The sequence below is a fragment of the Arthrobacter pascens genome (assembly GCF_030816475.1).
In the GTDB taxonomy this organism is placed as follows: domain Bacteria; phylum Actinomycetota; class Actinomycetes; order Actinomycetales; family Micrococcaceae; genus Arthrobacter; species Arthrobacter pascens_B.
This window is the reverse complement of sequence record NZ_JAUSXF010000001.1, coordinates 1709155-1735172: the sequence shown is the minus strand read 5'-3', so window position 1 is coordinate 1735172 and position 26018 is coordinate 1709155. Positions and strand designations below refer to the sequence as shown.

20 protein-coding genes, 2 tRNA genes and 1 riboswitch are annotated in these 26018 nt (G+C 65.6%); of the genes, 3 read left to right on the top strand and 19 right to left on the bottom strand.

Annotation, left to right across the window (positions count from 1 at the left end):
• Positions 1 to 140: 140 nt before the first annotated feature.
• Complete coding sequence (locus tag QFZ40_RS07985) at positions 141 to 1316, bottom strand: class I SAM-dependent methyltransferase (RefSeq protein WP_306903756.1); 1176 nt, start codon at positions 1314 to 1316, stop codon at positions 141 to 143.
• A gap of 39 nt (positions 1317 to 1355) precedes the next feature.
• Complete coding sequence (locus tag QFZ40_RS07980; RefSeq protein ID WP_306903755.1) at positions 1356 to 2465, bottom strand: FAD-dependent oxidoreductase; 1110 nt, start codon at positions 2463 to 2465, stop codon at positions 1356 to 1358.
• A 181-nt stretch (positions 2466 to 2646) separates the two neighbouring features.
• Between QFZ40_RS07980 and QFZ40_RS07975 the strand changes: the two genes are divergently transcribed.
• The gene (locus QFZ40_RS07975) at positions 2647 to 3975 is read left to right on the top strand and encodes an SAM-dependent methyltransferase (RefSeq protein ID WP_306903754.1); all 1329 of its coding nucleotides are present in this window, start codon (positions 2647 to 2649) and stop codon (positions 3973 to 3975) included.
• A 154-nt stretch (positions 3976 to 4129) separates the two neighbouring features.
• Here QFZ40_RS07975 and QFZ40_RS07970 read toward each other — a convergent pair.
• The 13 genes from QFZ40_RS07970 to QFZ40_RS07910 all read right to left on the bottom strand — a co-directional run bounded on the left by QFZ40_RS07970 (position 4130) and on the right by QFZ40_RS07910 (position 17746).
• Positions 4130 to 4205 (bottom strand) — tRNA-Ala (locus tag QFZ40_RS07970).
• Positions 4206 to 4401: 196 nt separating this feature from the next.
• Positions 4402 to 4474 (bottom strand) — tRNA-Ala (locus QFZ40_RS07965).
• A 102-nt stretch (positions 4475 to 4576) separates the two neighbouring features.
• The gene (rsfS, locus tag QFZ40_RS07960) at positions 4577 to 4978 is read right to left on the bottom strand and encodes a ribosome silencing factor (protein WP_306903753.1); all 402 of its coding nucleotides are present in this window, start codon (positions 4976 to 4978) and stop codon (positions 4577 to 4579) included.
• Between the two features lie 49 nt (positions 4979 to 5027).
• On the bottom strand, positions 5028 to 6284 hold the full coding sequence (locus tag QFZ40_RS07955; RefSeq protein ID WP_306903752.1) for a hypothetical protein: 1257 nt from the start codon (positions 6282 to 6284) through the stop codon (positions 5028 to 5030).
• Positions 6285 to 6291: 7 nt separating this feature from the next.
• Complete coding sequence (gene nadD / locus QFZ40_RS07950; RefSeq protein WP_373427468.1) at positions 6292 to 6951, bottom strand: nicotinate-nucleotide adenylyltransferase; 660 nt, start codon at positions 6949 to 6951, stop codon at positions 6292 to 6294.
• Between the two features lie 10 nt (positions 6952 to 6961).
• A complete protein-coding gene (locus QFZ40_RS07945) occupies positions 6962 to 7201 on the bottom strand; it encodes a hypothetical protein (protein WP_306903750.1) in 240 nt (79 codons plus the stop codon).
• 76 nt (positions 7202 to 7277) lie between these two features.
• Positions 7278 to 8663: a glutamate-5-semialdehyde dehydrogenase gene (locus QFZ40_RS07940; protein ID WP_306903749.1), complete on the bottom strand. Its 1386-nt coding sequence runs from the start codon at positions 8661 to 8663 to the stop codon at positions 7278 to 7280.
• Between the two features lie 26 nt (positions 8664 to 8689).
• Positions 8690 to 9841 carry a glutamate 5-kinase gene (gene proB / locus QFZ40_RS07935; RefSeq protein WP_306903748.1) on the bottom strand — a complete coding sequence of 384 codons (1152 nt, stop codon included), beginning with the start codon at positions 9839 to 9841 and terminating at the stop codon, positions 8690 to 8692.
• Entirely contained in the window at positions 9831 to 11420 is a 1590-nt protein-coding gene (obgE, locus tag QFZ40_RS07930; RefSeq protein WP_306903747.1) for a GTPase ObgE, read from the bottom strand. Before obgE ends, proB begins: the two co-directional genes overlap by 11 nt.
• Before the next feature lie 116 nt (positions 11421 to 11536).
• Positions 11537 to 11800, bottom strand: coding sequence for a 50S ribosomal protein L27 (rpmA, locus tag QFZ40_RS07925; protein ID WP_009372867.1), 264 nt, complete (start codon positions 11798 to 11800; stop codon positions 11537 to 11539).
• A 60-nt stretch (positions 11801 to 11860) separates the two neighbouring features.
• Positions 11861 to 12169 (bottom strand): 50S ribosomal protein L21, encoded by a 309-nt coding sequence (rplU, locus tag QFZ40_RS07920; protein WP_306906863.1) that lies wholly within the window; start codon positions 12167 to 12169, stop codon positions 11861 to 11863.
• Positions 12170 to 12509: 340 nt separating this feature from the next.
• A complete protein-coding gene (thiD, locus tag QFZ40_RS07915) occupies positions 12510 to 13967 on the bottom strand; it encodes a bifunctional hydroxymethylpyrimidine kinase/phosphomethylpyrimidine kinase (protein WP_306906862.1) in 1458 nt (485 codons plus the stop codon).
• Between the two features lie 150 nt (positions 13968 to 14117).
• Positions 14118 to 14215, bottom strand: a riboswitch (TPP riboswitch).
• Between the two features lie 93 nt (positions 14216 to 14308).
• Positions 14309 to 17746 carry an Rne/Rng family ribonuclease gene (locus QFZ40_RS07910; protein WP_306903746.1) on the bottom strand — a complete coding sequence of 1146 codons (3438 nt, stop codon included), beginning with the start codon at positions 17744 to 17746 and terminating at the stop codon, positions 14309 to 14311.
• 455 nt (positions 17747 to 18201) lie between these two features.
• Between QFZ40_RS07910 and QFZ40_RS07905 the strand changes: the two genes are divergently transcribed.
• A complete protein-coding gene (locus tag QFZ40_RS07905) occupies positions 18202 to 18879 on the top strand; it encodes a vitamin K epoxide reductase family protein (RefSeq protein ID WP_306906861.1) in 678 nt (225 codons plus the stop codon).
• A gap of 90 nt (positions 18880 to 18969) precedes the next feature.
• Here QFZ40_RS07905 and ndk read toward each other — a convergent pair whose 3' ends face one another.
• From ndk to ileS, 4 genes are read right to left on the bottom strand one after another with little or no spacing between them, the layout of a single operon-like run.
• Positions 18970 to 19383: a nucleoside-diphosphate kinase gene (ndk, locus tag QFZ40_RS07900; RefSeq protein ID WP_306903745.1), complete on the bottom strand. Its 414-nt coding sequence runs from the start codon at positions 19381 to 19383 to the stop codon at positions 18970 to 18972.
• Between the two features lie 51 nt (positions 19384 to 19434).
• Positions 19435 to 19878: a DUF4233 domain-containing protein gene (locus QFZ40_RS07895; protein WP_306903744.1), complete on the bottom strand. Its 444-nt coding sequence runs from the start codon at positions 19876 to 19878 to the stop codon at positions 19435 to 19437.
• A 3-nt stretch (positions 19879 to 19881) separates the two neighbouring features.
• Positions 19882 to 21240: a bifunctional folylpolyglutamate synthase/dihydrofolate synthase gene (locus tag QFZ40_RS07890; RefSeq protein WP_306903743.1), complete on the bottom strand. Its 1359-nt coding sequence runs from the start codon at positions 21238 to 21240 to the stop codon at positions 19882 to 19884.
• Positions 21237 to 24569, bottom strand: coding sequence for an isoleucine--tRNA ligase (gene ileS / locus QFZ40_RS07885; protein ID WP_306903742.1), 3333 nt, complete (start codon positions 24567 to 24569; stop codon positions 21237 to 21239). The genes QFZ40_RS07890 and ileS overlap by 4 nt, the downstream gene beginning before the upstream one ends.
• 391 nt (positions 24570 to 24960) lie before the next feature.
• Between ileS and QFZ40_RS07880 the strand changes: the two genes are divergently transcribed.
• Complete coding sequence (locus tag QFZ40_RS07880) at positions 24961 to 26007, top strand: endonuclease/exonuclease/phosphatase family protein (protein WP_306903741.1); 1047 nt, start codon at positions 24961 to 24963, stop codon at positions 26005 to 26007.
• Positions 26008 to 26018: the final 11 nt, after the last annotated feature.

The following is a 26018-nucleotide window of genomic DNA, read 5'->3' as shown; positions in this document are numbered from 1 at the left end:
CTCGGCGAGGGCTGGCGGATCTCGGACACGGTCTCCCCTAAACGTCTTCGGCCACATTCTAGTGATGTTTGCATCGTACGTTACCCTCTGGCGCAGGCCCATACGTGCCATTGACGGCTCAGGCGCGGCGCGGACGGCGACTAGCGGTTGGGACGCCTCCGGCTGACGGCCACCGTGAACTTTGAGTTTTGTCCCTTGACAGTGGTCGGTCCAACCAGGCTGTCCAGCGCCGGCAGATAATGCAGGTGCCGGTTGAAGACCGTCCACAGTTCACCGCCCGGGGCGAGGACCCTGGCCGCGGCCTCAAAGAGCTTGATGCCTGCACCGGCATGGACGCTGGCGCCCAGATGGAACGGCGGGTTCAGCAGGATCAGGTCTGCGCTTTCCGCCGGCAACGTACTCATCGCGTCATCCTGCAGGACGCCGATCCGGTCCGAGAGGCCGTTGGCCCGTGCCGTACCCAGGGCGGACGCGACGGCGGCGGCCGACTGGTCTGTGGCAGTTACGGCGGAGCCGGCATTGTGCCGGGCATACATCGCGGCCAGGATCCCCGTGCCGCAGCCCAGGTCGATCGCGTGCCGCGCTGCGGGCATCTGTGCGAGGAAGGTGAGCAGGAACCGCGTGCCGATGTCCAGCCTCGGCCCGGCAAACGCCGCTCCGTGCGCCTCGACGTCCAGGTCTAGTTCGGCGAGGTGCTCGACGGCGGGTTCCGGCACCGGGCCGGATGGCGCCTTCGCGTCCCCGGCCACGATGATGCGGGACTTCTGCCGGGCAAGCTGTGGCCGGACGGACCGGAAGTGCCGCTCCAGCACCGCGTTCATCCCCAGGGACATGTGCTTGACCCGCCCGCCGGCGAGGAGCCCGGCACCCGGGCTGGCATACCGCGCCACGGCGTCGGCGATCTCTTCCAGCTCCGCAAGGCTCCTGGGCAGCTGCAGCAGCACGATGTCCGCACCGGACAGGAGCTCCTTCCCCAGCGGGAGCTGCAGGAATTCTCCGGTTGCCCTGGATCCGTTCACGGTAGTGCCCGAATAGTCAGCTCCCAGGACTTCCGCGTTGTTCCGCAAGGCCCGTTCCCCCGTGATGAGGTCCTGGTGGACCCGGACTTTATGGACACCGAGCCACGTCAGGGCCCCGAGGGTCAGCGCGCCGTAGCGGTCGCCGATCACGGTTACCCGGCTCTCAGGTGTCACGACGCCCGCGGCGGCCTCCATCAGGAGCCTGTCGGTGGCGTCCCAGGCCTGGAGGTTGGGCGCTTCCACGTCAGGACGCCGACGGAGTGTTCCGAAGACGTCCTCAAGAGTGTTCTGTGCCAACGTCGTTCCTGCCGCCTGTCCCTGTAGCCTGCCGTGCTCCTATGCCAAATTTACCGTCCCCAGCCGGGGCCTGATGCCGGGCAGCTTCAGGATTGCCGCGACCGCGGCCCTACCCGCCCGGTTGGCCCCGATGGTGGACGACGACGGCCCATAGCCCACGAGATGGACACGCGGTTCCGCGGCCACCTGTGTCCCATCCATCACGATTCCGCCGCCGGGTCCGCGCAGGTGAAGCGGGGCAAGGTGCTCCAGTTCCGCCCGGAAACCAGTTGCCCACAGGATGACGTCAGCACGAAGCAGGCCGCCGTCCGCAAGCCGGACGCCGTCAGGCTCGATGGACGTGAACATTGGCCGGCGGTCCAGCGCGCCGCGTTGGGCGGCCGCCCGCAGGGCGGGCGTCCAGATCAGGCCCGTCACGGCTACCACGCTTTGCGGTGGCAGCCCTTGCCGGACGCGTTCCTCCACGAGGGCGACGGCGTCGTGGCCGGCTTGGGCGTCGAATCGGGCGTCCCTCCATTGCGGCTCCCGGCGGGTGAACCAGCTGGTGGTGGTGATCTGCGAGATCTCGTCCAGCAGCCCGACCGCTGAAATGCCTCCGCCCACGACGATCACATGTTGCCCAGCGAATTCTTCGGCCGAGACATAGTCAGCCACGTGAAGCTGCCTGCCTTTAAAGGTGAACTGGCCCGGGTAGATCGGCCAGAACGGCCGGGTCCACGTTCCGGTGGCGTTGATGACGGCCTTCGCCGACCAGTCTCCACCGGAGGTGCTGACGAGCAGCCTGCCTGCCGGATCGGCATCTTCCCGGGTGACAGCGGTGACCTTGACCGGCCGCCTGACGGCCAGCCCGAGTTCCTGCTCGTAGGCAGCGAAGTAGCGGCCCAGGAATTCGGAGCTGGGCTCTGCGGGATCCACGTCCGGCTTGCCGATGCCAGGCAGGTCGCTAATGCCGTTGACGGTGGCCATCCGAAGGCTCTTCCACCGATGCCGCCAAGCACCTCCCGGACCTTCTTCAGCGTCGAATACCGCATACTCCAACCCGCGGCGCCGCAGGTGGTAGGCGGCGGAGAGCCCCGCCTGGCCGGCACCGATGACCACAACATCGGCGATTCCGTTCTCCGCGCGAGGATTCCACCCTGGGTCGTTCACATCCCCATGCTAGCCGCGGCGCCTGTCCCGATGACCTCCGGGTGCGGGATTCGGCGTCAATCGCTGACAGCGGACCGGTCCGGTCGTAGGGTTGGCCCATGGAATGTATCCAAGGACTCCGTGGGCGGGCCGGGTTCCGCCGTTGGAGCATTGGAAAGGCGCCGGAAGGAAGGCTACACATATGACAAAAGGAACGGGTGCGGCATCGCGTCTGGCCCAAGCGCTGGCCATTGTCCTGGGAACAGCGGAGATACCCCTCAGGCTGGTGGCCTGGGACGGTTCGGAGGCAGGTCCGCCCGACGCCCCGATCGTTAAGTTCCGGTCCCGCCGTGCGCTGCGAAGGATCCTCTGGTCACCCGGGCAGCTGGGCCTGAGCCGCGCCTACGTCTCCGGGGACATCGAGGCGCCGGGAGACATCTTCGCCGCCTTCACTGCTCTGAGCTCAGCCGGGAAGTTCGCGGAGCCCGGTCCGTTCAAGCCGCTCACGCCGGCCGAACTGTGGACGCTGCTCAGGACCGCCGTCCGGCTCCGGGCAATTGGCCCCAATCCCGCTCCTCCCCCGGAGGAAGCCCGCATCCACCGCCACGGGCGCCGGCACTCCAAGCGCCGCGACGCGGCCGCAATCTCGCACCATTACGACGTCGGAAACGATTTTTACGCCCTGGTGCTGGGACCGTCGATGGTCTACTCGTGCGCAGTCTGGACAGACGGCCAGACAGACGCCGTCACTGCCGGCAGCGGTTCGGGGGGTGGCCTTCCGGCAGGCCTGGATGCGGCGCAGGAAAGAAAACTCGACCTGGTCTGCCGAAAACTCGGGCTTAAGCCCGGTATGCGGGTGCTGGACGTCGGCTGCGGCTGGGGCAGCTTCGCCCTGCACGCCGCGAAGCATTACGGCGTCGACGTCGTCGGCGTCACGCTGTCCACTGAACAGGCCTTGCTGGCACGCAAGCGGGCCGCCGACGCCGGCCTCACCGAGAGCATTGACATCCGCGTCCAAGACTATCGTGACGTGGAAGATGGCCCGTTCGACGCCATCAGTTCCATTGGCATGTCAGAGCACGTAGGGCGGGAGCAGACGCCTCACTATGTGTCGCGTCTGCGCAGCCTGCTCAGGCCCGGCGGGCGGCTGCTGAACCATGCCATTTCCTGGAATGCGGGCCCCACCAACCCCGATCCGGACTCTTTCATTCCGCGCTACGTCTTTCCTGACGGCGAAATGATCAGCCTTGGCGAGATGGTCACTGCGTTGGAGTCCGGCGGCCTGGAGATCCTGGACGTCGAGGCACTGCGCCCGCATTACGCACTGACCCTCCGGGCCTGGGTGCGGCGGCTTGAAGACAACTGGGATGAGGCCGTGGCTCTCACCAGCCTGGGACGCGCACGGATCTGGCGCCTGTACATGGCGGCCAGCGCACTGGGCTTCGAGGCCGGCCTGACGGGCGTAAACCAGATCCTGGTTCAACGGGCCGGAGGGGACGAACCGCCGCTGCGCCGGACGGACTGGGTCTAAGGGCAAGAGGCCGGCAACAGCAGGATCCACCCCGGAAGGTGGATCCTGCCGTTGCTGGGGTGATGGTCGGCATCAAAGGCCTCATCGGTGACAACCTGGGCGCTATCGGACCTGTCAGCACAATGGGAACCACCTGATTCGGTGGTTCCCATTTTGGTGGAGCTGAGGGGACTCGAACCCCTGACCCCCTGCATGCCATGCAGGTGCGCTACCAGCTGCGCCACAGCCCCGTACTTCGTTCTCCGGTGATCAAGCCGCCGGAAGCAACCTGATCAGCTTAATGGAGATTCTGCCGCGACGCCAATCCGGCATGGTCTTCCCCACAGCGGTCCTGCGGGATGCTCCCCTCACCGGCCGGGAAACGGAGGAGCCCCTTCCGGGTACAAAAAATCCGCCGGAATCTTACGATTCCGGCGGATCATCCGGTGGAGCTGAGGGGACTCGAACCCCTGACCCCCTGCATGCCATGCAGGTGCGCTACCAGCTGCGCCACAGCCCCGGATCTTGGTTGCTCCAACGGTTTCCCCGGAGCAACTCAAATATCTTAGAACAGCATTTCCGAAAATTCCAAATCGGGCATATTCGGTCCGCGGGGGCGGGCTTACTCCGCGTCTGAGGAGGCTGCGGCCTTGGCTGAGGAGTCGTCGCCCAGCTGCAGGTCCACCACCGGGCAGTCCTTCCACAGACGCTCCAGGGCGTAGAAAACGCGGTCCTCCTCGTGCTGGACATGAATGACGATATCGGAGTAGTCCAGGAGCACCCAGCGCCCGCCTGAGCGGCCTTCACGGCGGACAGGGCGGAGGTCCTGCTTGGAAAGTTCCTCTTCGATTCCATCCACAATGGCATTGACCTGGCGTTCGCTGGGCGCCGAGGCAATGAGGAAGACATCGGCCAGCGCGAGGCGTTCGCTGACGTCCAGGGCAACTATGTCCTGGGCGATCTTGTCCGCGGCGGCCTTGGCGGCGTGGCGGGCTGTGGCGATGGATGAATCTGATGCAGTCACGGGACTCCTTGTGGTTATCTGAAAGATTTTTGGTGTGGGCTCGGCCTGATCAGCGCGAGATGCCGCTGATGATCAGGATGACGCCGGAAATGAGGGCAACGATGCCGAAGGTCAGGACGCAGAACTGCACGAGCCGCATTCGTTTCGCGCGGGCCAGGCCCGCAGTTGCCGCATCCAACGGTTCGAGCCCGTATGCGGACCGGGCGGGGATGCGGGGAAGGTCGTCAAACAGGTCTTCTGATGGTCCCCCGCCCACAACAGGCGGGTTGGGCGCAACGGGCCTTGGTTCGGTGGCCGCCCGCGCAGCGGCTTCGGCGCGCGCAATGACCCGGGACCGGCCCGAAGCGGCAGCAGCGGCGGTAGCAGCACCGGCAGCAGCGGCAGACCGGGCGGCCGAGGGCTTGGAGCCCGCGGCGGACTTGCGGCCCTTCCCGCCGGAGGTCTGCACCCTGGGCCCGGGGTTGGTGACAACAGGGACATAGGAGGTCGACGGCGGCTTCATGATCGGATGGGCCACGCCCGGCACCTGCACGAACTCCAGCGGCGTTACCATGGCAAGGTTACTGGCCGTCGAGGGACCGGGCCGCGGCGCGGACTCGGGGCGCCCAGCCTGTAGGGACAGCGGGGCTGTCGGCGGGGCCGCCTGCTCCGCCAGCTTCTGCTTGGCCATTGCACGGCGGTTCAGGACGGCGGCCCGTTCTGCCAGCGCTATTTGTTCCGCAAGGATCTCCGGATCCACTGCTTCCGGATCCGGTGAAGCACTATGTTCCATCTTTGCCAGCTGGCTGGTGGCCTGCTCGGCGATCAGGGTTCGCGCTGCCAGAGCCTGTTCCACGCTCATGCCATCGGGCAGCCCGGAGCCTTTCGACGTCGGCTCAGGACGTGGTCCTGGTGCTACGCCCTCGGCCCCGGTTGGCCCTGCCGGACGGCCCTGCACGGTGGCCGCCCTGGGGTTGTTCTCTTCCTGGGGGCCTGCAGCCCGGCTTGCCGGCGGAACGATGGGGTGTGCCGATGTGACAGCCTGTTCCTTGAGCTGCTGCAGCCGCAACTGCCTGCGCGTGGGTGCTCCCCCGGTCGCGAGCTGTCCCTCTTTTTCCTCAAGTTCCTTGATGGTGCGCAACGCAGCCCGGTCCCGTGCCCGGATCTGGGACGAACGCTGCGCCTGCGTCTGGCCCGCGCCGGAATCTGCGGGTTGTTTTGAGGCAGGCGAAACCACTCCCGGACCTACGGACCCGGAAGCCTGCTGCTCGTCTCTGGCCTGCCGTAGTTCGCGGCGGCTGCGGACCGGGGGCTGTTCCTGACTCATTGAGAACTCATTCAGTACTGGCTGGTTCGTCTGTTTCGGTGGCTGGTGCGTCGCCGGGGTTAGCTCCTCCGGCGTACAGCCCATATTTGGCAATGTACTGGACCACACCGTCCGGCACGAGGTACCAGACCGGGTTGTTTGCGGCCACCCTCGCCCGGCAGTCCGAGGAGGAGATGGCCATGGCCGGCACCTCAAGGAGGCTGACGTCCTTCCGGCCCATGCCGTCAAGCACGTGCCCGGGCCTGGTCACCCCGACAAAATGCGCCAGCGACCAGAGTTCGTCGATGTCCTTCCAGGACAGGATCTGTGCCAGCGCGTCGGCCCCAGTGATGAAGAACAAATCTGCGTCCGGCCGCTGCCTGCGAAGGTCACGCAAAGTATCAATGGTATACGTCGGACCGGGGCGGTCCACATCCACCCGGCTGACGGTGAAGCGGGGATTGGAGGCCGTGGCGATCACAGTCATCAGGTACCGGTGCTCCGGCTCGCTGACATCCCTGTGCGTTTTTTGCCAAGGCTGTCCCGTGGGGACAAAAACCACTTCGTCCAGGCCGAACTTGGCGGCCACTTCACTGGCGGCAACCAAGTGGCCGTGATGGATCGGATCAAAAGTTCCGCCCATCACGCCCAGCCGCAGCCGGCCACCAGCACCGCTATGGTGCAGAATGCGGGAAATGTTAGTGGCCCTGGCCGTGATCGTGCTTGTTGGGGTGCTGGCGGTGCGGATCGGCGTGCTCGTCGGTGGCGGAGTGGCGGTTGCCCACGTTCGAGTAGGACCACGTGATGAACATCAGTACGAGCAGGATGGCGAAAATGGATACCCCAAAGACCCACGGCGCCGCCCACAGCGGGGCGAGTTCCTCATGTTCTGCTTCGCCTGCGGCGGCAATGGACGTGGCGATCTGCTGGAGCAGCATTTTCTCCCCTAGGGCTGAAAGGATGTGAAGGCGGATATCCCCGCCGTTCCGGACTTTGTTCTATGTTACCGCGCCGCTACCCGCGGACCTGGCCCTCGCCCTGCACGATCCACTTGGTAGTGGTGAGCTCGGTCAGCCCCATCGGCCCCCGGGCGTGCAGTTTCTGGGTGGAGATCCCCACCTCGGCGCCAAGTCCCAGCTCGCCTCCGTCGGTGAAGCGCGTGGATGCATTAACGATGACCGCAGCGGAATCCACCTCGGCGATGAACCGCTCAGCATTCGACAAGTTATTGGTGAGGATGGCCTCGGTGTGCCCGGTGGACCAGGTGCGGATGTGCTGGACGGCCTCCTCGAGGCTGTCCACCATGGCCACAGCCAGATCGAGATCCATGTACTCCGTGCCCCAGTCCTCGTCAGTGGCCGGCTCTGACGGAATGGAAGCGGGCAGGGCCGCCCGGATCCGGTCATCGGCATGCAGGGTGACACCGGCCTCGCGCAGTGCCGCCGCAACGGCAGGCAGCACGGTCGACCGCGAATGGACCAGCAGCGTCTCAACTGTGTTGCAGACGCTGGGCCGCTGGGTCTTGGCATTGAGCAGGATCTCGACCGCCATTTCCTCACTGGCCGATTCGTCGATGAAGATGTGGACGTTGCCCTCGCCGGTCTCGATAACGGGCACGGCGGAATTCCTGACCACGGTCTGGATGAGTTCGCGGCCGCCCCGGGGAATCAGGACATCCACACGGCCGCGGGCACGCATCAGGGCGTTGGCGCCTTCGCGGCCGTACTGGTCGACAGTCTGGACGGCGTCCGCCGGCAGCCCGACCGAATCCAGTGCTTCGCGCAGGACATGGACCAGGGCGTCGTTAGTAGCAGCTGCGGCGGAACCGCCGCGAAGGATGACGGCGTTTCCGCTCTTGAGGGCCAATCCGGCGATGTCGACAGTCACGTTGGGACGGGCTTCGTAAATGGCGGCCACCACGCCCATGGGCACATTCACCTGGCGCAGACGCAGGCCGTTGGGCAGGGTCTGGCCGCGCACCACGTTGCCTACGGGATCCGGCAGGTTGGCCAGGTTCTCAAGGGCATCCACGAGTCCGGCGATGCGGCTTTCATTCAGGGTGAGCCGGTCGAGCAGGGCCGCCGATGTGCCATTCGCCTTGCCGGCTGCGACATCCTTGGCATTCGCTGCCAGGATGAGGTTCTTCCGCTCTAGCAGTGCGGCGCCGATGGCCCGAAGGCCCCCGTCCTTCCAGGCGCGGTTGGCCCCGGCCATCCGGCGGCCTGCGCGGCGTGCCCGGTCCGCGATGGCGTTGACAGCGGCCTCAACGTCATCGGCCGTCAGTTTCACTGCCGATTCCGGATCCTGCGACTCCGGGCTGGTGCCGGCCTCCTGGGACGCAGGAACAACAGGCGTATCCCCGGAAATCGCAGCGGTGTTGTGGGTCAGTGACTCAGTCATGATCCAAGTTTAGGCGAGGCACGGCCTTAGACGAGCACAAGATCGTCAACGTGAACAACCTCACGGTCATACCCGCGGCCCAGGGCCTTGCCCAGTTCCTTGGTTGACCGGCCGAGCATCTGGGGAAGTTCGGCCGCGGAGTAGTTCACGAGTCCACGCGCGATGACGGTGCCGTCGGCACTGACGATTTCGACGGCGTCGCCCGCTTCAAAGTTGCCTTTCACCGCGGAAATGCCGGCGGGGAGCAGCGAGGTACGGCGGTGACGCACTGCCTTGACGGCGCCGTCGTCGAGGACCAGCCGGCCGTGGACAGAGGCGAGATGCGCCAGCCAGAGCAGCCGGACGGGCTTGCGTGCCCCATTAACCGCAAACCAAGTGCCCACATCCTCACCAGCCAGTGCTGCGGCCGCGTTGGCGGTGGAGGTCACCAGGGCGTGAATGCCGGATCCGGCGGCAATGGTCGCTGCCTCCACTTTGGTCATCATTCCGCCCGTGCCCACGCCGGCTTTTCCGGCCTTGCCGATGGTCACGCCGTCCAGGTCGTGCGGACCCTTTACGAGCGGGATCCGCTTGGCGCCGTGCGACGGCGGGCCGTCGTAGAGGGAGTCGACGTCGGACAGCAGCACCAGCGCGTCAGCCCGGACCAGGTGCGCCACCAAGGCGGCCAGGCGGTCGTTGTCTCCGAAACGGATCTCATGGGTGGCCACCGTGTCGTTTTCGTTCACCACCGGGACCACGCCAAGATTCAGGAGCCGGTCCAGGGCGCGGAACGCATTAGTGTGCTGGCTCCTGCGCATCAGGTCGTCTGCGGTGAGCAGCACCTGGCTGACCGTCACGCCGTGGGCACCGAAAGCGTGCGTGTAGCGGGCCATCAGAAGCCCTTGGCCCACACTGGCTGCGGCCTGCTGGGTGGCCAGGTCACGGGGGCGTTTCGCAAGTCCCAGCGGCGCGAGACCTGCAGCGATTGCGCCGGAAGACACCAGGATGATCTCGGCGCCGGCGTTCCGTTTTGCCGCCAGAGCATCGGCCAAGGCTGTAAGGGCTTCCTCGGAAATCCCGCCCTTGATGCTGGTCAGTGATGACGATCCGACCTTGACGACAATTCTGCGGGCCCCGGAAAGCGCGCTCCTGTCCGCGGTCCGGTCCCCCGGCTCCGCGGCGACGGTGCTACTCGTCATCTTCTGCGCCCAGTCCACTCTCCTTGAGCGGTTTCGCGATCCGGCGGCTGCTGACGGATTCGGTCCAGATCCCGGCCTTGCGCTCAGCCTCAAGTTCGGCGCGCGCGGCGGCCTTGGCGTCCTTGCGTTCCTGCTGCTCATCGCGCTTCTGGCCACGGGTGGGGCGGTCGCCGATGTCGGCGAAGCGGACGTCCGTGCCGCGCGGTGAAGCCAGCAGTTCCGCGCCGGCCATCATAGTGGGCTCCCAGTCGAAGACCACGCCGTCGTCCTCGCCGATCACCACGGTGTCGCCGGGCTTGGCGCCCTGCTTGAACAGTTCGTTTTCGACGCCGAGCTTGGCCAGGCGGTCCGCCAGGTAGCCGATGGCTTCTTCGTTGGTGAAGTCAGTCTGCTTGACCCAACGGACCGGCTTCTCGCCAAGGACCCGGAACAGCGGTTCGAGGTTCTTTTCCTCGCGGCGGATCTTGAATCCGGCCTCGTTGACCGCGCGGGGGCGCAGTACCGGCGGCTGGACCTTGGGCGGAGCCGCGGCCAGCGTATCGCGGGCGGCCTGGACGATTTCAGCCATGGCAAAGCCGAGTTGGCGCAGCCCCTCATGGCTGGTGGCGGAAATCTCGAAGACGCGGTAGCCGCGGGACTCCAGCTCCGGGCGGACGAATTCGGCCATGTCCTTGCCGTCCGGAAGGTCCACCTTGTTCAGGGCAATCAGCCGGGGGCGGTGGTTCAGCGGAACCACTTCACCGTCGGTACCGGCGTAGCTCATGTCGACGGCGTACTTCTCCAGTTCCGCCTCGATGATGGCCAGGTCCGAGAGCGGATCCCGGTCAGATTCAAGGGTGCCGCAGTCCAGCACGTGCACCAGCGCGGCGCAGCGCTCAACATGGCGCAGGAAGTTATGGCCAAGGCCCTTGCCTTCGCTGGCACCTTCAATCAGGCCCGGGACGTCGGCAATCGTGAAGCGCACGTCTCCGGCCTGGACCACACCCAGGTTGGGAATCAGTGTGGTGAAGGGGTAGTCGGCAATCTTTGGCCGCGCTGCTGACATGGCGGCGATGAGGCTGGATTTGCCGGCAGAGGGGAAGCCCACCAGCGCGATATCGGCGATGGACTTGAGTTCCAGCACGATATCGCTGGATTCACCTTCGATGCCCAGAAGCGCAAAACCCGGGGCACGGCGTTTCTGGGATGACAGTGAAGCGTTTCCAAGCCCGCCCTGGCCCCCAGCCGCCGCGACATACTCGGCACCTTCGCCGACGAGGTCCGCCAGGACAGTGCCGTCCTTGGATTTGACCACTGTGCCGTCCGGGACCGGAAGGATGAGGGTCTCGCCGTTCTTGCCGCCGCGCCAGTCGCCCATACCGGGCCCGCCGTTGGTGGCATGGCGGTGCGGGGCGTGGTGGTAATCCAGCAGTGTGGTGGTCTGGTGGTCAACGCGCAGGATGACGTCGCCGCCGTCGCCGCCGTTGCCGCCGTCGGGCCCGCCCAGGGGCTTGAACTTCTCACGGTGGACGGAGACACAGCCGTGGCCGCCGGTACCGCCGGATACGTGCAGTACTACCCGGTCTACAAAGCTGGCCACGTGGATCTCCTCAGTGCTGTTTCCTGGACGCCGCGGGGCGCCAAGATGATTGTAATGCGGTTAAATGAGCAGTGGAGCGGACCAACTGGCCCGCTCCACCGCTTTAGAACTTTTGGTTACTCTGCAGCTGCAGCAGCAACGATGTTGACGACTCGACGACCGCGGCGGGTGCCGAATTCGACAGCTCCCGGGGTCAGTGCGAACAGGGTGTCGTCGCCGCCACGGCCTACGCCGGCGCCCGGGTGGAAGTGGGTGCCACGCTGACGGACGATGATCTCGCCTGCGGAGACTACCTGGCCGCCGAAGCGCTTGACGCCAAGGTACTGGGCGTTGGAGTCACGACCGTTGCGAGTGGAGCTCGCGCCTTTTTTATGTGCCATTTGAAATGCCTGCCTCTAAATTCTGGGGAATCTGCTGAAAACCTGAACAGTAACCGGTAGTTACTTGATGCCAGTGATCTTGACCTTGGTCAGTTCCTGACGGTGACCCTGGCGCTTCTTGTAACCGGTCTTGTTCTTGAACTTCTGGATGACGATCTTGGGACCACGAAGGTCCTGAAGGATCTCAGCCGTAACAGTTACCTTGGCCAGGTCCGCAGCGGCGGACGTGATCTTGTCACCGTCTACCAGGAGCAGTGCGGGCAGCTCAATGGTGCTGCCGGCTCCACCGGTGACGCGGTTCAGGGTAACGAAGTCTCCAACGGAAACCTTCTCTTGGCGGCCGCCTGCGCGGACAATCGCGTACACCACTTGGGAACTCACTTCTCTCGACGTTTATTACTAAATTTGCGTGCGGAACCGGGGTCCATATTTGGCTGGGCTTCCGCTGTGCCTCAACGCCGTGGATTCGCGGGGGAACCCGTGAGCTATCCCGGTTGCAATATCCGCTCGTTGTCCAAGCGGGCTGCTCCCGGGGTCATAACCCAAGTGTTGGCGTAAGCACCGAAGATCTAGAATACGCTAATTTTGCCTTCGGCCGCAAATGAGGCTGGTTCCAGCGCATTGTCTGTGATAGGCAGCACAAGCATGCTCAACACCGACATCCGAAACCCTGCCTGACTATCCTACCGGCTGCCGCCCCGGTCTGCGGTCAGGCGTGGTGGCGCGGCGCGTCAAAGAATTCCACTTCGAAACGGCATGACTGCCGGAACGCCACGATCATGGCTGCACGCTCGTCCTCTGATCCTCTCCGCGCGGCGTCGTCCGCCAAGGCGATGGCCTGCCGGGTGGCCGCGGCGAAGTCCTCGTCGGCGTACGTCCGCAGCCATGCCGAGTAGGGGTGGTCCGCCGGCGCGCCCGAAGCTAGGAACTCCGCGTGAAGTGTCTTCCCCACCTCGGCATAAAGCCAGAAGCATGGAAGGACGGCAGCGACGAGCACCGCATAGCTACCGGATGCTGACGCGGCCGTCAGGTGGTCAACATAGGACTTGGTGACGGGACCGAGCCCAGGCTCCACGGTGCGCGTGCTGAGCCAGGTGCGGTGCAGCTCGGATTCGACCTCCAGGCACTGCTGTGCGGACCGCGCCCAGAACAGCTGCCCTGCTTCGGTGGGGGCCAGCGCGCTGGCACGTGCCAACACCCGGGAGTAGCCGTTGAGGTAGATGGCGTCCTGGGCGAGGTAGTAGGCGAACTGGTTTTCAGCCAGGCTGCCGTCTGTCAGGTCCCGGATGAACTGCAGGCTGTAGATGGCCTCCAGGTCCGGCTGCGCCTCAGCCCAGAGGATGTCGGCAAAGCCTAAGGCGGACGCCGGGGGCTGGAGGTGGTGGAAATGGTGGATGGGACCGTTGCCCCTGCCTACTCCCAGCAAGGCAGAGTTCTGCAGGGCAGCGGTCAGCCATGGCTTCACCTGTCGCAGGGACGCCTCCCAGTCGCCCAGCCGGGCCTGTGCCGTTGCCATCGCCGAGGAGAGCGAGCAGCCGGTGCCGTGGCTGTTGCGGGTGGGAACACGTTCCCCCTGCAGGACCACCACTTCCTCGGAGAGCAGTCCCCCGGTATTGACCAGCGCATCCGGGCAGGAGCCGCCGTCGAGATGGCCGCCCTTCACCAGAATGGTGGCACCGGTGACGGATGCCAGCCGGCGGCCCTGCTCCAGGGCAGCCGGCCAGCTGTCCGCCTCCTGTTCATCCATGAGCATGGCGAGTTCGGCCAGGTTGGGCGTGATCAGGTCCGCCAGCGGCAGAAGTCCGCGCAGGGCCGCCTCGGCCGATTCCTGCAGGAGCCTATCCCCGCTGGTTGCCACCATCACCGGGTCAAGGACGACGACGGCGGGCCGGACTTTTTCCAGCCAGCTGCGGACGGCAGCAATCACCTCGGCGTCGCCCAGCATGCCGATCTTTACGGCATCGATGCTGATGTCGTCGCTGAGGGCGTCCAGCTGCTGGGCCAGGAAAGCTGCCGGCGGGACGTGGACCGCCCAGACACCTTGGGTGTTTTGGACGGTGAGGGCCGTGATGGCGGCCATTCCGTAGCCGCCGTGCGCCGCGATGCTTTTCAGGTCAGCCTGGATGCCGGCACCGCCGGACGGGTCCGATCCGGCGATGGACAGCACGCGGGGAACCGGCCGCCGGGTGGCGGATGGGGACGCAGCCGGCTCTGAAAGGGCCCGGTCTGCAGCGGCCGATGTTCCGACTGCTGAAGCCCGGGCGGGTGCGGCATTGGGAGCATCAGGGGCAGCAGCTGTTGGGGGCAGGACTGATGTTGAAGGCAAAAAAGACGTCCCTTCGCCGGTGCTAGCCGGACAGGTTCAACGGGTGTGGATCTCAGCCGGCTCTCTGCGCGGCACCCCGTGTCAGTCCCCCAGCCTAGCGCTGTGTTAACGCCGGATGCCCGGACGGGGCCTGTATGTTACAGGGCCCGCCCGGGCATCATGGCCTACACGTGTACTGCTCCTCAGAGCTCGGAGGCCGGAACCCCTACTCCGAGGATGATGGGGGCGTCCGCTGCAGCCCGCTTCGTCGCCTCCGGCTCGGGGGCTTTGGCCGCATGTGAATGCCCGGTGGACGCCGCATGGGTCGCCTCGTGGTGTTCCACTGATGTGGCGTTGGCTGCCCCCTGCGCACGGCTGGCGCTCCGGTTCCGCCGGGGACGACGGGTCGCGGACTGCCCTGCCGTGTGATCGGAGTAGTCCTTTTCCTCGACGGCAGGTTGCTGAGGGGCAGGACGTTCCGCCTGGGGACGCTCGGCCTCGGAAGGCTCGGCCTGGGAAGGTGCAGGCGCCGGGGCCGGCTCGCCCAGGTGGGCAAACGCCTCGGCCAGGCGGTCCAGAGTCAGCGCTGGTTGCTGCGGCTGGTCCCCCGCGTGCTCCACGAACGGCAGCACAACCTGTTCTCCGCCGAAGGTCAGCACGGTGGCGGGGCGGCCGGATGCGTCAGCATCGTGCCGTCCCGTTGCCGGCGAAGGTGATGCCTGCGGCGCAGGTGCCTGCGGCGCACGTTCCTGCGGTGCACGCTCCTGCGGTGCACGTTCCTGAGTTACACGTTCCTGGCTTACAGGTGCCTGCGTGCCCGCGGAAGCGTGCGCGACCTCATCGTCATGAAGGTGGGCGGCGTGTGCTGCTGCCGCAATGTTGGCAAGGGCAACCCTGGTGGCCTCAGCCTTGGCGTGGCGCTCGGCGTCGCTGGGGTCCGGGTGGACCGTGTGGATCTGCACCGGCGCGGCCTGGGCGACATCCAGCGGCTGTCCTCCCCTGCCGCGGCGGCGCTTGCGGTCGGTGCGGCCTCCGGGCTGGCTCTCGATCCGCTGGCTGTCGGCCCGCTGGTTGTCCTGGCGGTTATCCGGACGGCTGTCGAAGCGCTGGCTGTCCGAGCGCTGGACGTGGTGCTCCGCGGCCACGATATTTGCCCGGCGGTGCTCCACGGGGTCATCGTGGGTGACGATACCGCGGCCGGCACAGACCTCGCACTGCTCGCCGAAAACCTCCAGCAGCCCGGTGCCCATACGCTTGCGCGTCATCTGGACAAGTCCAAGCGAGGTGACCTCGGCCACCTGGTGCTTGGTGCGGTCGCGTCCCAGGCACTCCACCATCCGGCGCAGCACCAGGTCGCGGTTGGACTCCAGCACCATGTCGATGAAGTCGATGACGATGATGCCGCCGATGTCCCGGAGCCTGAGCTGGCGGACAACTTCCTCCGCCGCTTCCAGGTTGTTCTTGGTGACGGTCTCCTCAAGGTTTCCGCCGCTGCCCGTGAACTTGCCGGTGTTGACGTCCACCACTGTCATGGCTTCGGTACGGTCGATCACCAGGGAGCCGCCCGAGGGCAGGAACACCTTGCGGTCCAGTGCCTTGTGAATCTGCTCATCGATCCGCCAGGCCGCAAAGATGTCCTGATCCTTGGTCCACTTTTCCAGCCGGCCCACCAGGTCCGGCGCCACGTACGTTACGTAGGCCTCGATGGTGTCCCATGCCTCCTCGCCGGAGACGATCAGCTTGGAGAAGTCCTCGTTGAAGACGTCGCGGACCACCTTGATGGTGAGGTCCGGTTCGCCGTAAAGCAGTTCCGGGGCCAGGATCTTGGTGGACGTGGACTGGCTTTCAATGCCCTCCCACTGCGCCCGCAGCCGGTTGATGTCGTGCGTGAGCTCCTCTTCCGATGCGCCTTCGGCGGCGGTGCGGACGATGACGCCGGCGTGCTCCGGCAGGCGGTCCTTGAGGATGCGCTTGAGGCGGTTGCGTTCGACGTCGGGCAGCTTGCGGGAGATTCCCGTCATGGATCCGCCCGGCACGTACACGAGGTAGCGCCCCGGAAGGGAGATCTGGCTGGTCAGCCGTGCACCCTTGTGGCCCACCGGATCCTTGGTGACCTGGACCAGCACGGTATCGCCTGACTTGAGCGCGTTCTCAATGCGGCGCTGCTTGCCTTCGAGGTTGACGGCTTCCCAGTTGACTTCCCCTGCGTACAGGACAGCGTTACGGCCACGTCCGATGTCAACAAAGGCCGCTTCCATGGAGGGCAGGACGTTCTGGACCTTGCCCAGGTAGACGTTGCCGATGAGGGAGTCCTGCTGCGTCTTGGAGACGAAGTGCTCAGCCAGGACGCCGTCTTCGAGGACCGCGATCTGGATTCTGTCGTCGCGCTGGCGGACGATCATCTGCCGGTCAACGGACTCACGCCGGGCCAGGAACTCGGCCTCGGTGATGACGGTGCGGCGGCGGCCGGTATCGCGGGATTCGCGGCGGCGCTGCTTCTTGGCCTCTAGCCTGGTCGAGCCCTTGACGCTGGTCACGCGGTTGTTGACGGCGGGTTCGCTGACGGCACGCGGTGCGCGGACACGGGTGACAGTGTTGGGCGGATCGTCATCCCCTCCACCGGTAAGTTCAAGATCCTGGTCACCACGACGGCGGCGGCGACGACGGCGGGACGTGACGCCCTCTTCAGGCTGACCGGATGACTCCTCGTCGGCGTCGTCCCTCTCCTGGCTGCCTTCGGCGTCCCCGTCGGCGTCTCCCTCCAGGTCGCGGCCGGCGGTGCGCGTACGGCCTCGGCGGCCACGGCTGCGGCGCCTGCGGCGGCCGTTGTCATCGCCGTCGCCCTCCTCGGCATCGTCCTCGTCCTGCTCGTCCGTGACGGCCGGAGCGGGCGCCGGGCGGACGACTGTGCTCAGGTCAGGGGCCTGGAACAGCACCGACGTCGCCTGACCCGGCTCCAGGAACAGCGAGCCGAAGGGGCTGGCCGGCCCGGCCGGCGCTGCTTCCTCAGCGGCAGCTGCTTCGGCGTCGGCCTCGGGAACCGGGGCGGCTTCCGGCGCTCCCCCCGGCTGGACTGACGGCGTTTCCTCAGGCACAGCCTCAGCCTCAGCCCTCGCGGCGGCGCGAGGGCTTTCAGTGTCCTGAGCTGTTTCTGTGTCCGGAGCGGTTTCAGCCGGGCCGTCAGGCTCAGGTGTGGCAGCAACCTCGGGGGCGGATGCCTTGCGGGTCGCCACCCGACGGCGTCGGACGGGCTTGGTCGCGGCCTCAGGAACGGTGGTCTCGTCTGCGGCTGCGGCGGCAGCAGGCTGGGCTTCGCTCTCCGGAACAACAGGAACCTCGGGGAGTACAGCTTCGGCGTCCGCTGCGAAGGCGGGCAAAGGCTCTGCGGTGTCAGCCTTCTTTCGCGAGCGCGTGCGGCGGACCGGCGCTTTGACTTCCTGGGTGGCATCTTCCGTGGCCGGGGCTTCTGCGGCACCGGCTCCGTCCGTAACGTCCACGGCCGGCAGCGCCTCGGCGACTGCCTCGGCCGTCCCGGCGTCGGCTGCCTTAGGAACTGCCTTCCGCCGGGTCCTTACGGCTCTCTTCGGCGTTTCAGCAGCTGCTGCATGGTCATTAACGGCTGGTACTAGCTCATTTTCCATATGTGGCAACACTCCTGCCCCTGACGTACCGCCACATCCGGCACCCATTGGGGCACATATTGTCAAAACCCGCAGGCGTTGACAGAAGTCAAGTGGATACTCCCAGGTTCGCACCGGCAGTGGGGTGCGGCAGCCCGTGGGAGCCAGCGGCTGCGTTCTGAAAACCCGTTGTTCTACATGCCACAACCAGGTGCCGACCAATGGAATTGCGGGAAGCCGGATCAGAGAATCCGAAGCCTGCCCTGCTCATCATTGGCGGTCTTGGGAACAAAGCCACCGGACCGGAGTCCGAATGTGGGTCGGCCTCCAGCCACGATCATTCTCTCACATCCCGGCACAAAGACGGTGGAAGCCATGGCCGTGGGCCAGCGGGTGGCAGGCAGCGCTGGATACCGCTTCCAGCCGCTGGCGTTACAATCGGGCAAGGAGCACCCGAGGTGAAGGACGCAACAACCATGCCCAGTATTTCCCCCGTCAGCGGCACCGGCAGCCCGGCCCCGGCGTCCACAGCAGGACCGGCGCCGGCGACTGCCCGAGCCGTTCCGCCGATGGCGCGGGACCGACGCATGGGCTGGCTGCTGGTCATCACGGGAGTAATCGGCTGGCTGGCCTCCGGAACGCTGGTCCTGGAAAAGCTCGAGGTCCTCAAGGACCCGAACCACGTGACAGTCTGCGACGTGAACCCTTGGATCTCGTGCGGGGACGTTATGAAGACGTGGCAGAGCTCCTTGTTCGGGTTCCCCAACATGTTCATCGGCATTGTTGCTTTTGCCGTGATCATCACGGTAGGCATGGCGCTGCTGTCCGGCGCCACGTTTGCCCGCTGGTACTGGCTTGGGCTTCAGGCCGGCGTAACTCTGGGCTTCGTCTTTGTGGTGTGGCTGTGGTCCCAGGCACTGTACTCGATCCATATCCTGTGCCCGTTCTGCATGATTGTGTGGGCGGTCATGATCCCGCTGTTCGTCTGGGTGACGGTCAGGAACATCACGCAGGGGGCCATCCCGGTACCGGCAGGCGCGGCGCGCGTCCTGGGTGATTCGGGCTGGATCATCACCGCGTTGCTGTATGTCGCGGTCATCGCCACCATCTTCTTCGCCTTCATCCAGGTATTCGCGGGCACCTCCGGGTTCTAGAAAAGCTCCGGGTTCTAAAAAGCTCCTGGTTCTAAAAAGCGCGAACTGGCACGTATTACGTGCCAGTTCGCGCTTAGGGCGGCCGGAGTCCTAGAACCAGATCTTGATTTCGCGCTCTGCGGAGTCCACAGAGTCCGATCCATGCACCAGGTTCTGCTGCACCTTCTGGCCCCAGTCGCGGCCGAAGTCGCCACGGATGGTGCCCGGCGCCGCGGTGGTGGGATCCGTGGTCCCGGCGAGGGCGCGGAAGCCCTCGATGACGCGGTGGCCCTCGAAGATTGCGGCAACAACTGGGCCGCTCAGCATGAACTCCACGAGCGGCTCGTAGAAAGGCTTGCCTGCGTGCTCTTCGTAGTGCTGCTCCAGGAGCTCGCGGCTCGCATCCACTTTCTTCAGCTCCGCCAGGGTGTAACCCTTCGCCTCGATGCGGCTCAGGATTGCACCGCTCAGGTTGCGGGCCACGCCGTCGGGCTTGATCAAAACTAGGGTGCGCTCAATGCTCACAGCTGCTCCAATGCGTTAGTGGGGGTTTCGGGACAATACTACGGGGCCGGGCTACGGGGCCTGCGCATCCGGGTGCGCAGCGTTCCATTCCGCCTGCTCACGTTCCCGCTGCGCGGCTTCGGAGTCGATCCTGATGCCCGTGCGGATTCCGTACCACCAGGCCAGTCCGAACAACCCGCCGACCAGGAACATCATGGGCTCAATAATGCCGGTGAGGATGAGGACAATCTGCAGGATCCATCCCAGACCCACGCCCCAGGGCTTTGACAGCACGGCGCAGGCGAAGATCATGACGACGCTCAGGCCGATACCGATTCCGAGGATCAGGGCAGGCGGGAATTCACCGCGCCTGAGTCCGAAAACAGCCAGCGTGGCGAAGAAGACGACGAAAGCTTCAAGCAGGAGCACGGTGGAGGCGAACATCACCTTGGTCGAACGTCGCTTCTTTGGCATCCCGGGACGCCACTCGCGCTGCGCCTTGGTCAGCTTGGCCATCGGCTAGGCCTCCGACTTCCCGAGCAGGATCCGCGCTTCCGCGACCAGCGTGATCGAGCCCGTGACCAGGACTCCTCCGGAGAGGTCGTCGTTGGCTTCCGCGCGTTCAACGGCCCACTCCAGGGCGTCGTCCAGCTTCTCCGCGATGTGGATGTTGTCTTCTCCGAAGCCCATTTCAGCGGCAAGTTCGGCAAGCTCCGCGGCGGGCACGGCGCGCGGGGAATTGGACTGAGTGAAGCAGTATTCCTCTGCCAGGCCCCCCAGGGACTCCTTCAGCTGGCGGAGGATCTCTTCGGCGTCTTTTTCCTTGAGCACGCCGACCACCGGCACCAGCTTGGTGAAGCTGAAGGCCTCCTCGATGGCTTCGGCCGAGGCCCTGATGCCGTCCGGGTTGTGGGCGGCGTCCACGATGATGGTGGGCGCGGTCCGGACAACCTCGAGGCGGCCCGGCGACGTGACGCTGGCGAATGCCTCCTGCAGCACCTCAGCGTCGAGTTCCTTGTCGCCGCCGAAGAAGGCCTCGAGTGCTGCCACAGCCACGGCGGCGTTCTGCGCCTGGTGGGCTCCGTGCAGTGGAATCAGCACGTCCGGATACCGGCCGGCGATACCCTGGATGCTGACTACCTGCCCGCCCACAGCCACTGTCCGGGATTCCACCCCGAACTCCACGCCTTCGAACCGGAACGGGACACCAACGTCCCTGGCCTTTTCGAGCAGCACCTGGGCAGCATCCACCGGCTGCGCCGCGCTGATCAGGTAACCGCCGGGCTTGATGATCCCCGCCTTTTCGTAGGCGATGTCCTCGGTGGTATCCCCTAGCAGGTCCGTGTGGTCCAGCGAGATCGGCGTGATGACGGACACCTGTCCGTCCCCCACGTTGGTGGCGTCGGTGATGCCGCCCAGACCCACCTCGATGACAGCTACGTTGACGGGCTGGTCCGCAAAGACCGCGAATCCCAGGATCGTGAGGCATTCAAAGTACGTGAGCCGGGGTTCGCCGGCCGCCGTGAGCTCGTCGTCGACGATCTGCAGGTAGGGGCGGATCTCGTCCCAGATCCTGACGAATGTCTCATCCGGGACGGGGTGCCCGTCAATGCTGATCCGCTCGGTGACCTTCGACAGGTGGGGGCTCGTGTAGCGTCCCGTGCTCAATCCATGAGCGCGCAGTCCGGCCTCGATCATGCGGGCGGTGGAGGTCTTGCCGTTGGTTCCGGTCACGTGGATGATCGGGAACGCCTTGTTCGGCTCCCCCAGCACATCCATCGCCCGGAATAGCGGCGCCAGGCGCGGCTCCATCTTGTTTTCCGGGGCACGGCCCAGCAGTTCGGCGTAGACACTTTCCACGGAGAATTCGTCAGTCATGCCTGGGCCCCTGTTTTCTCGACGGTGATGAACGGTTCTGCGACGTCCGCTGCGACGGTTTTGAGGTCCACGGTCAGCGTTTCGGTGCTGACAAGTCCCATGTTCGCCTCCAGGGCGTCGATGACCTCCTGTGCAGCCGTGATGGTGGTCAGGATCCTGTCGCTGACGTTCAGCCCGGCGTCCTTGCGTGCCTGCTGGATGGCGCGGACCATGTCCCTGGCCGTCCCCTCGGCCTCAAGTTCGGGCGTGACTTCGGTATTCAGGACGACAAACCCGCCGCCCGGAAGTACTGCCACAGAAGCGGATCCGCCGTCGGACTCTGCGACCACCGTTTCCAGGGTGTATTCCTGCGGTTCCAGCTCCAGTCCGCCCGCAGTGACAACGCCGGCGTCGGAGACAGACCAGTCGCCGGATTTGGAGCCCTTGATGGCCTGCTGGACGTTCTTGCCCAGCCGGGGTCCGGCAGCCCGTGCGTTGACCACGAGCTTCTGTTCGATGCCGAACTCCTCCGGGGACGCGCTGTCCGCGTCGAGCAGGCGCACGGACCGCAGGTTCAGTTCATCGGCGACGACGGCGGCAAACCCTTCCAGCGCATCGGCGCCGGGTGCCACGACAGTGAGTTCCTGCAGCGGCAGCCGGACGCGGAGGTTGGCGGCCTTACGGAGCGAGGATCCGGTGGAGCAGATCTGCTGGACGCGGTTCATGGCTTCCACCAGGTCCGGGTTGGCCGGGAACAGCTCAGCGTCAGGCCAGTCGGCGAGGTGGACGGAGCGGCGGCCGGTCAGGCCCCGCCAGATCTCTTCCGAAACCAGGGGCAACAGGGACGCGGAGACCCTGCAGACCGCCTCAAGAGCGGTGTAGAGCGCATCGAAGGCGTCCTGGTCCTCGTCGAAGAACCGCTGGCGGCTCCGGCGGACGTACCAGTTGGTCAGCATGTCCAGGTAGCTGCGCAGTTCATCGCAAGCGCCGGAGATGTCGTAGGTGTCCAACTGCACGGTCATGTTCCGGACCAGTTCGCCGGTGTTGGCCAGCAGGTACTGGTCCAGCGTGTCGGTGTAGCCGTCGTAACGCAGCTTGGCGACATAGCCCCTGCCGCCAGCAGCGGCGTTGGTGTACAGGGTGAAGAAGCTGTACACGTTCCACAGGGGCAGGATGACCTGGCGGACGCCGTCGCGGATTCCCTGCTCGGTGACCACCAGGTTGCCGCCGCGCAGGATGGGGCTGGACATCAGGAACCAGCGCATGGCGTCGGAGCCGTCACGGTCCAGGACCTCTGAGACGTCCGGGTAGTTGCGCAGGCTCTTGGACATCTTCTGTCCGTCCGAGCCCAGCACGATGCCGTGGCTGATGACGTTGCGGAACGCGGGCCGGTCGAACAGTGCCGTGGAGAGGATGTGCAGCATGTAGAACCAGCCGCGGGTCTGTCCGATGTACTCCACGATGAAGTCCGCCGGGTTGTGGGTATCAAACCAGGCTTCGTTCTGGAAGGGATAGTGCACCTGGCCGTAGGGCATGGAGCCGGAGTCGAACCAGACATCCAGCACGTCCTCCACCCGGCGCATCACGGACTGGCCTTCTTCCGGAGTGCGCGGGTCATCCGGGTTGGGCCTGGTCAGCTCGTCGATGAACGGCCGGTGCAGGTCAACCTGGCCTTCCTTATTCAGCGGCAGGCGGCCGAAATCGGCCTCGATCTCTGCGAGCGAGCCGTAGACGTCGGTGCGCGGGAATTCGGGGTCCGATGACTGCCACACCGGGATGGGGCTGCCCCAGTAGCGATTGCGGCTGATGGACCAGTCGCGGGCGTTCGCCAGCCACTTGCCGAACTGCCCGTCCTTGACGTTGCCGGGGATCCAGTTGATTTCCTGGTTCAGCTCGGACATCCGGTCTTTGAACTTGGTGACCTCGACATACCAGGAGGACACAGCACGGTAGATCAGCGGGTTGCGGCAGCGCCAGCAGTGCGGGTAGCTGTGCTCGTAGCTGGCCTGCCGGACCAGGCGGCCCTGGGCCCGCAGCACCTGCGTGATCGGCTTGTTCGCCTCGAAGACCTGGAGGCCCGCGATGTCGTGCAGGTCGCCGTGCTTGAAGAGCGAAAGGAACCTTGCTCCTTCATCCACTGACAGCACCACGGGGATGCCGGCATCTTCGCAGACCTTCTGGTCATCCTCACCGTAGGCGGGGGCCTGGTGGACGATGCCGGTACCGTCGGTCGTGGTGACATAGTCCGCCACGAGGATGCGCCACGCGTTCTGGGTGCCGTACTTCTCGGTGTCGGCGAAGTCCTGCCAGAGCGGCTCGTACTGAAGCCCTTCCAGCTCCGCGCCCGTGTGGGTGGCGACGACTGCTGCCTCGGCCGACTCGACGTCGTCATAGCCAAGGTCCCTGGCGTAGGTTCCGAGCAGGTCAGCCGCCAGCAGGAAGCTTCCCGTGACGGGTGCCTCCGGCGACGCCGCCTTGACCCCCTTGGGGCCGGCCGGGAGGACTGCATAGATGATGGAAGGCCCGACGGCGAGCGCCAGGTTGGTGGGCAGCGTCCAGGGGGTGGTGGTCCAGGCGAGCGCCTGGACGCCGGCGAGCTGCCGGGACAGCTCAGTCTCCCCGGCCGTGATGGGGAACGTGACAGTGACGGTCTGGTCCTGGCGGTTCTTATAGACGTCGTCATCCATGCGGAGTTCATGGTTGGACAGCGGTGTCTCGTCCTTCCAGCAGTACGGCAGCACCCGGTAGCCGTTATAGGTCAGGCCCTTTTCGTGCAGCTGCTTGAACGCCCACAGCACCGACTCCATGTATTCGACATTGAGGGTCTTGTAGTCGTTGTCAAAGTCCACCCAGCGCGCCTGGCGGGTGACATAGTTGCGCCATTCGTCCGCGTACTTCATCACTGAGGCCCGGCAGGCGTCGTTGAACTTGTCGATGCCCATCGCTTCGATCTGGGTTTTGTCAGTCATGCCCAGCTGCTTCATGGCCTCAAGTTCGGCGGGGAGGCCGTGGGTGTCCCAGCCGAAGCGGCGTTCGACGCGCTTGCCGCGCTGTGTCTGGTAGCGGCCCACCAGGTCCTTGGCGTAGCCGGTGAGCAGGTGTCCGTAGTGCGGCAGGCCGTTGGCGAAGGGAGGGCCGTCGTAGAAGACGAACTCATTGCTGCCCGGCTCACCGCCTGGGGCGTCAGCGCTGCGTTGGTCGATACTGGCCTGGAACGTGCCGTCCTGGTCCCAGTACTTCAGGATTCGCTCTTCGATCTCCGGAAACCTCACGGAGGCGGACACACCGGTGCCCGCGTGGCTGGCAGCGGCGCCGGAAGGGGAGGCAGAGGCTTTGGGGTAGTACGGCATTCTCGACATCCTGGGTTGAGCTGGCGAACAAAACGTTCCGTTCAGGATGCGAGGACGGCTCCCGTGCCGTCTTGCGACTGCACGCGTACCGCGGTACCACCTCACTTACCGCCGCCCAAACCGCCCCGGGGGGCTGTCCGAGCGCCGGCCGCTCATTACTGCTGTGACGGGCTTACCCGTCCGGTTCTACTGACGCCGCGTGCCAACGACTGGCTGCTGCGCGTTCTTCCGGAAGCTCACCGGTGATAGCCGGGTCATAGCCGACTTCGAGTCTACTATCGCAGGGGCCTCCCCCGCCATTCTGCGGGCGCGAAAGGTCCCGCAGCGGAGCCGGGCCGGCTCCCGGCGCCGATTGGTTGGAAGTACATGGTCCGCCGCCAATAATGGGGATATGCAAACGGGGGGTGTACGCGGCCAGGACAGGCGGTTCAGCGCCGGCAGCGCCTCCTTGTGGATCGCGTCCGCGCTGCTGTGCCTTCCCGGTCTTCTGCTGACGGCATTGCGGCTTATTCCTTGGGACATCGGCACCCCATGGATCCAGCTGTTGTCACTGTTTCCTGCCACCCTGTTGTTTACGGCGGCTGCCCTGGCGGCCGCCGTAGGCGCGGTCCTGCTGGACTCCCGGCCGAGTCGGGCAATCGTGGCTGCGGTGGCGGCTGCAGTGTTGGTGGCTCAGTGGGCCATGGTCCTCCCCCGCATCCTGCCGATAGGAGGGGTGACGGCGGAAGCGGCGGCCGTGGCCGGCTCCGGAACCGGCCATGAGGTAACAGTCATGGCGCTGAACGTCGGCCCTTCAGGGGTTGACGCCCGGGCGCTGATCGACGCTGCCCGGGGACGGAAAGCCGATGTCCTGGCGCTTCCCGAATTGGCGCCCGCGGGTCTTGAGGCGTTGGAAGCTGCGGGCGTGGCGGCTGAGTTCCCCTACCGGGTGCTCGATGTTGACTATGCGGGCACGGGGAACGGGATCTTCTCCCGCTTCCCGCTGGACGTGTCAGAACGCGTGCCCGGCACGGTGTTCTATCAGAGCAGGGCTGAGGCGTACCTCCCCGGGATACCGCGCGGCATCCACCTGACGGCTGTCCACATCGACTCCCCGAGGCCCGGACACACTCCTTTTTGGCGGGAGGAACTTCGCCAGCTCGGTGAACTCCGCCAGGGCCTGGCTACGGGCACGCCTGCCATCCTGCTGGGCGACTTCAACGCCGGCCAGGACCACCGGGAATTCCGTGACCTCCTGGCAACCGGGCTGACCGATGCCAGCGGGGCAGCCGGGAAAGGCCTGGCTCCGACCTGGCCCGCCAACTCACGAATCCCGCAGTTTGTGGCGCTCGACCATGTTCTGGTCAGCACGGACATCACGGTTTTGGCATTCGATGCCGTGCAGATTGCAGGGACCGACCATGCGGCCATCGTCGCCAGGCTTTCGGTCCAGGGATGATGACATGGCTC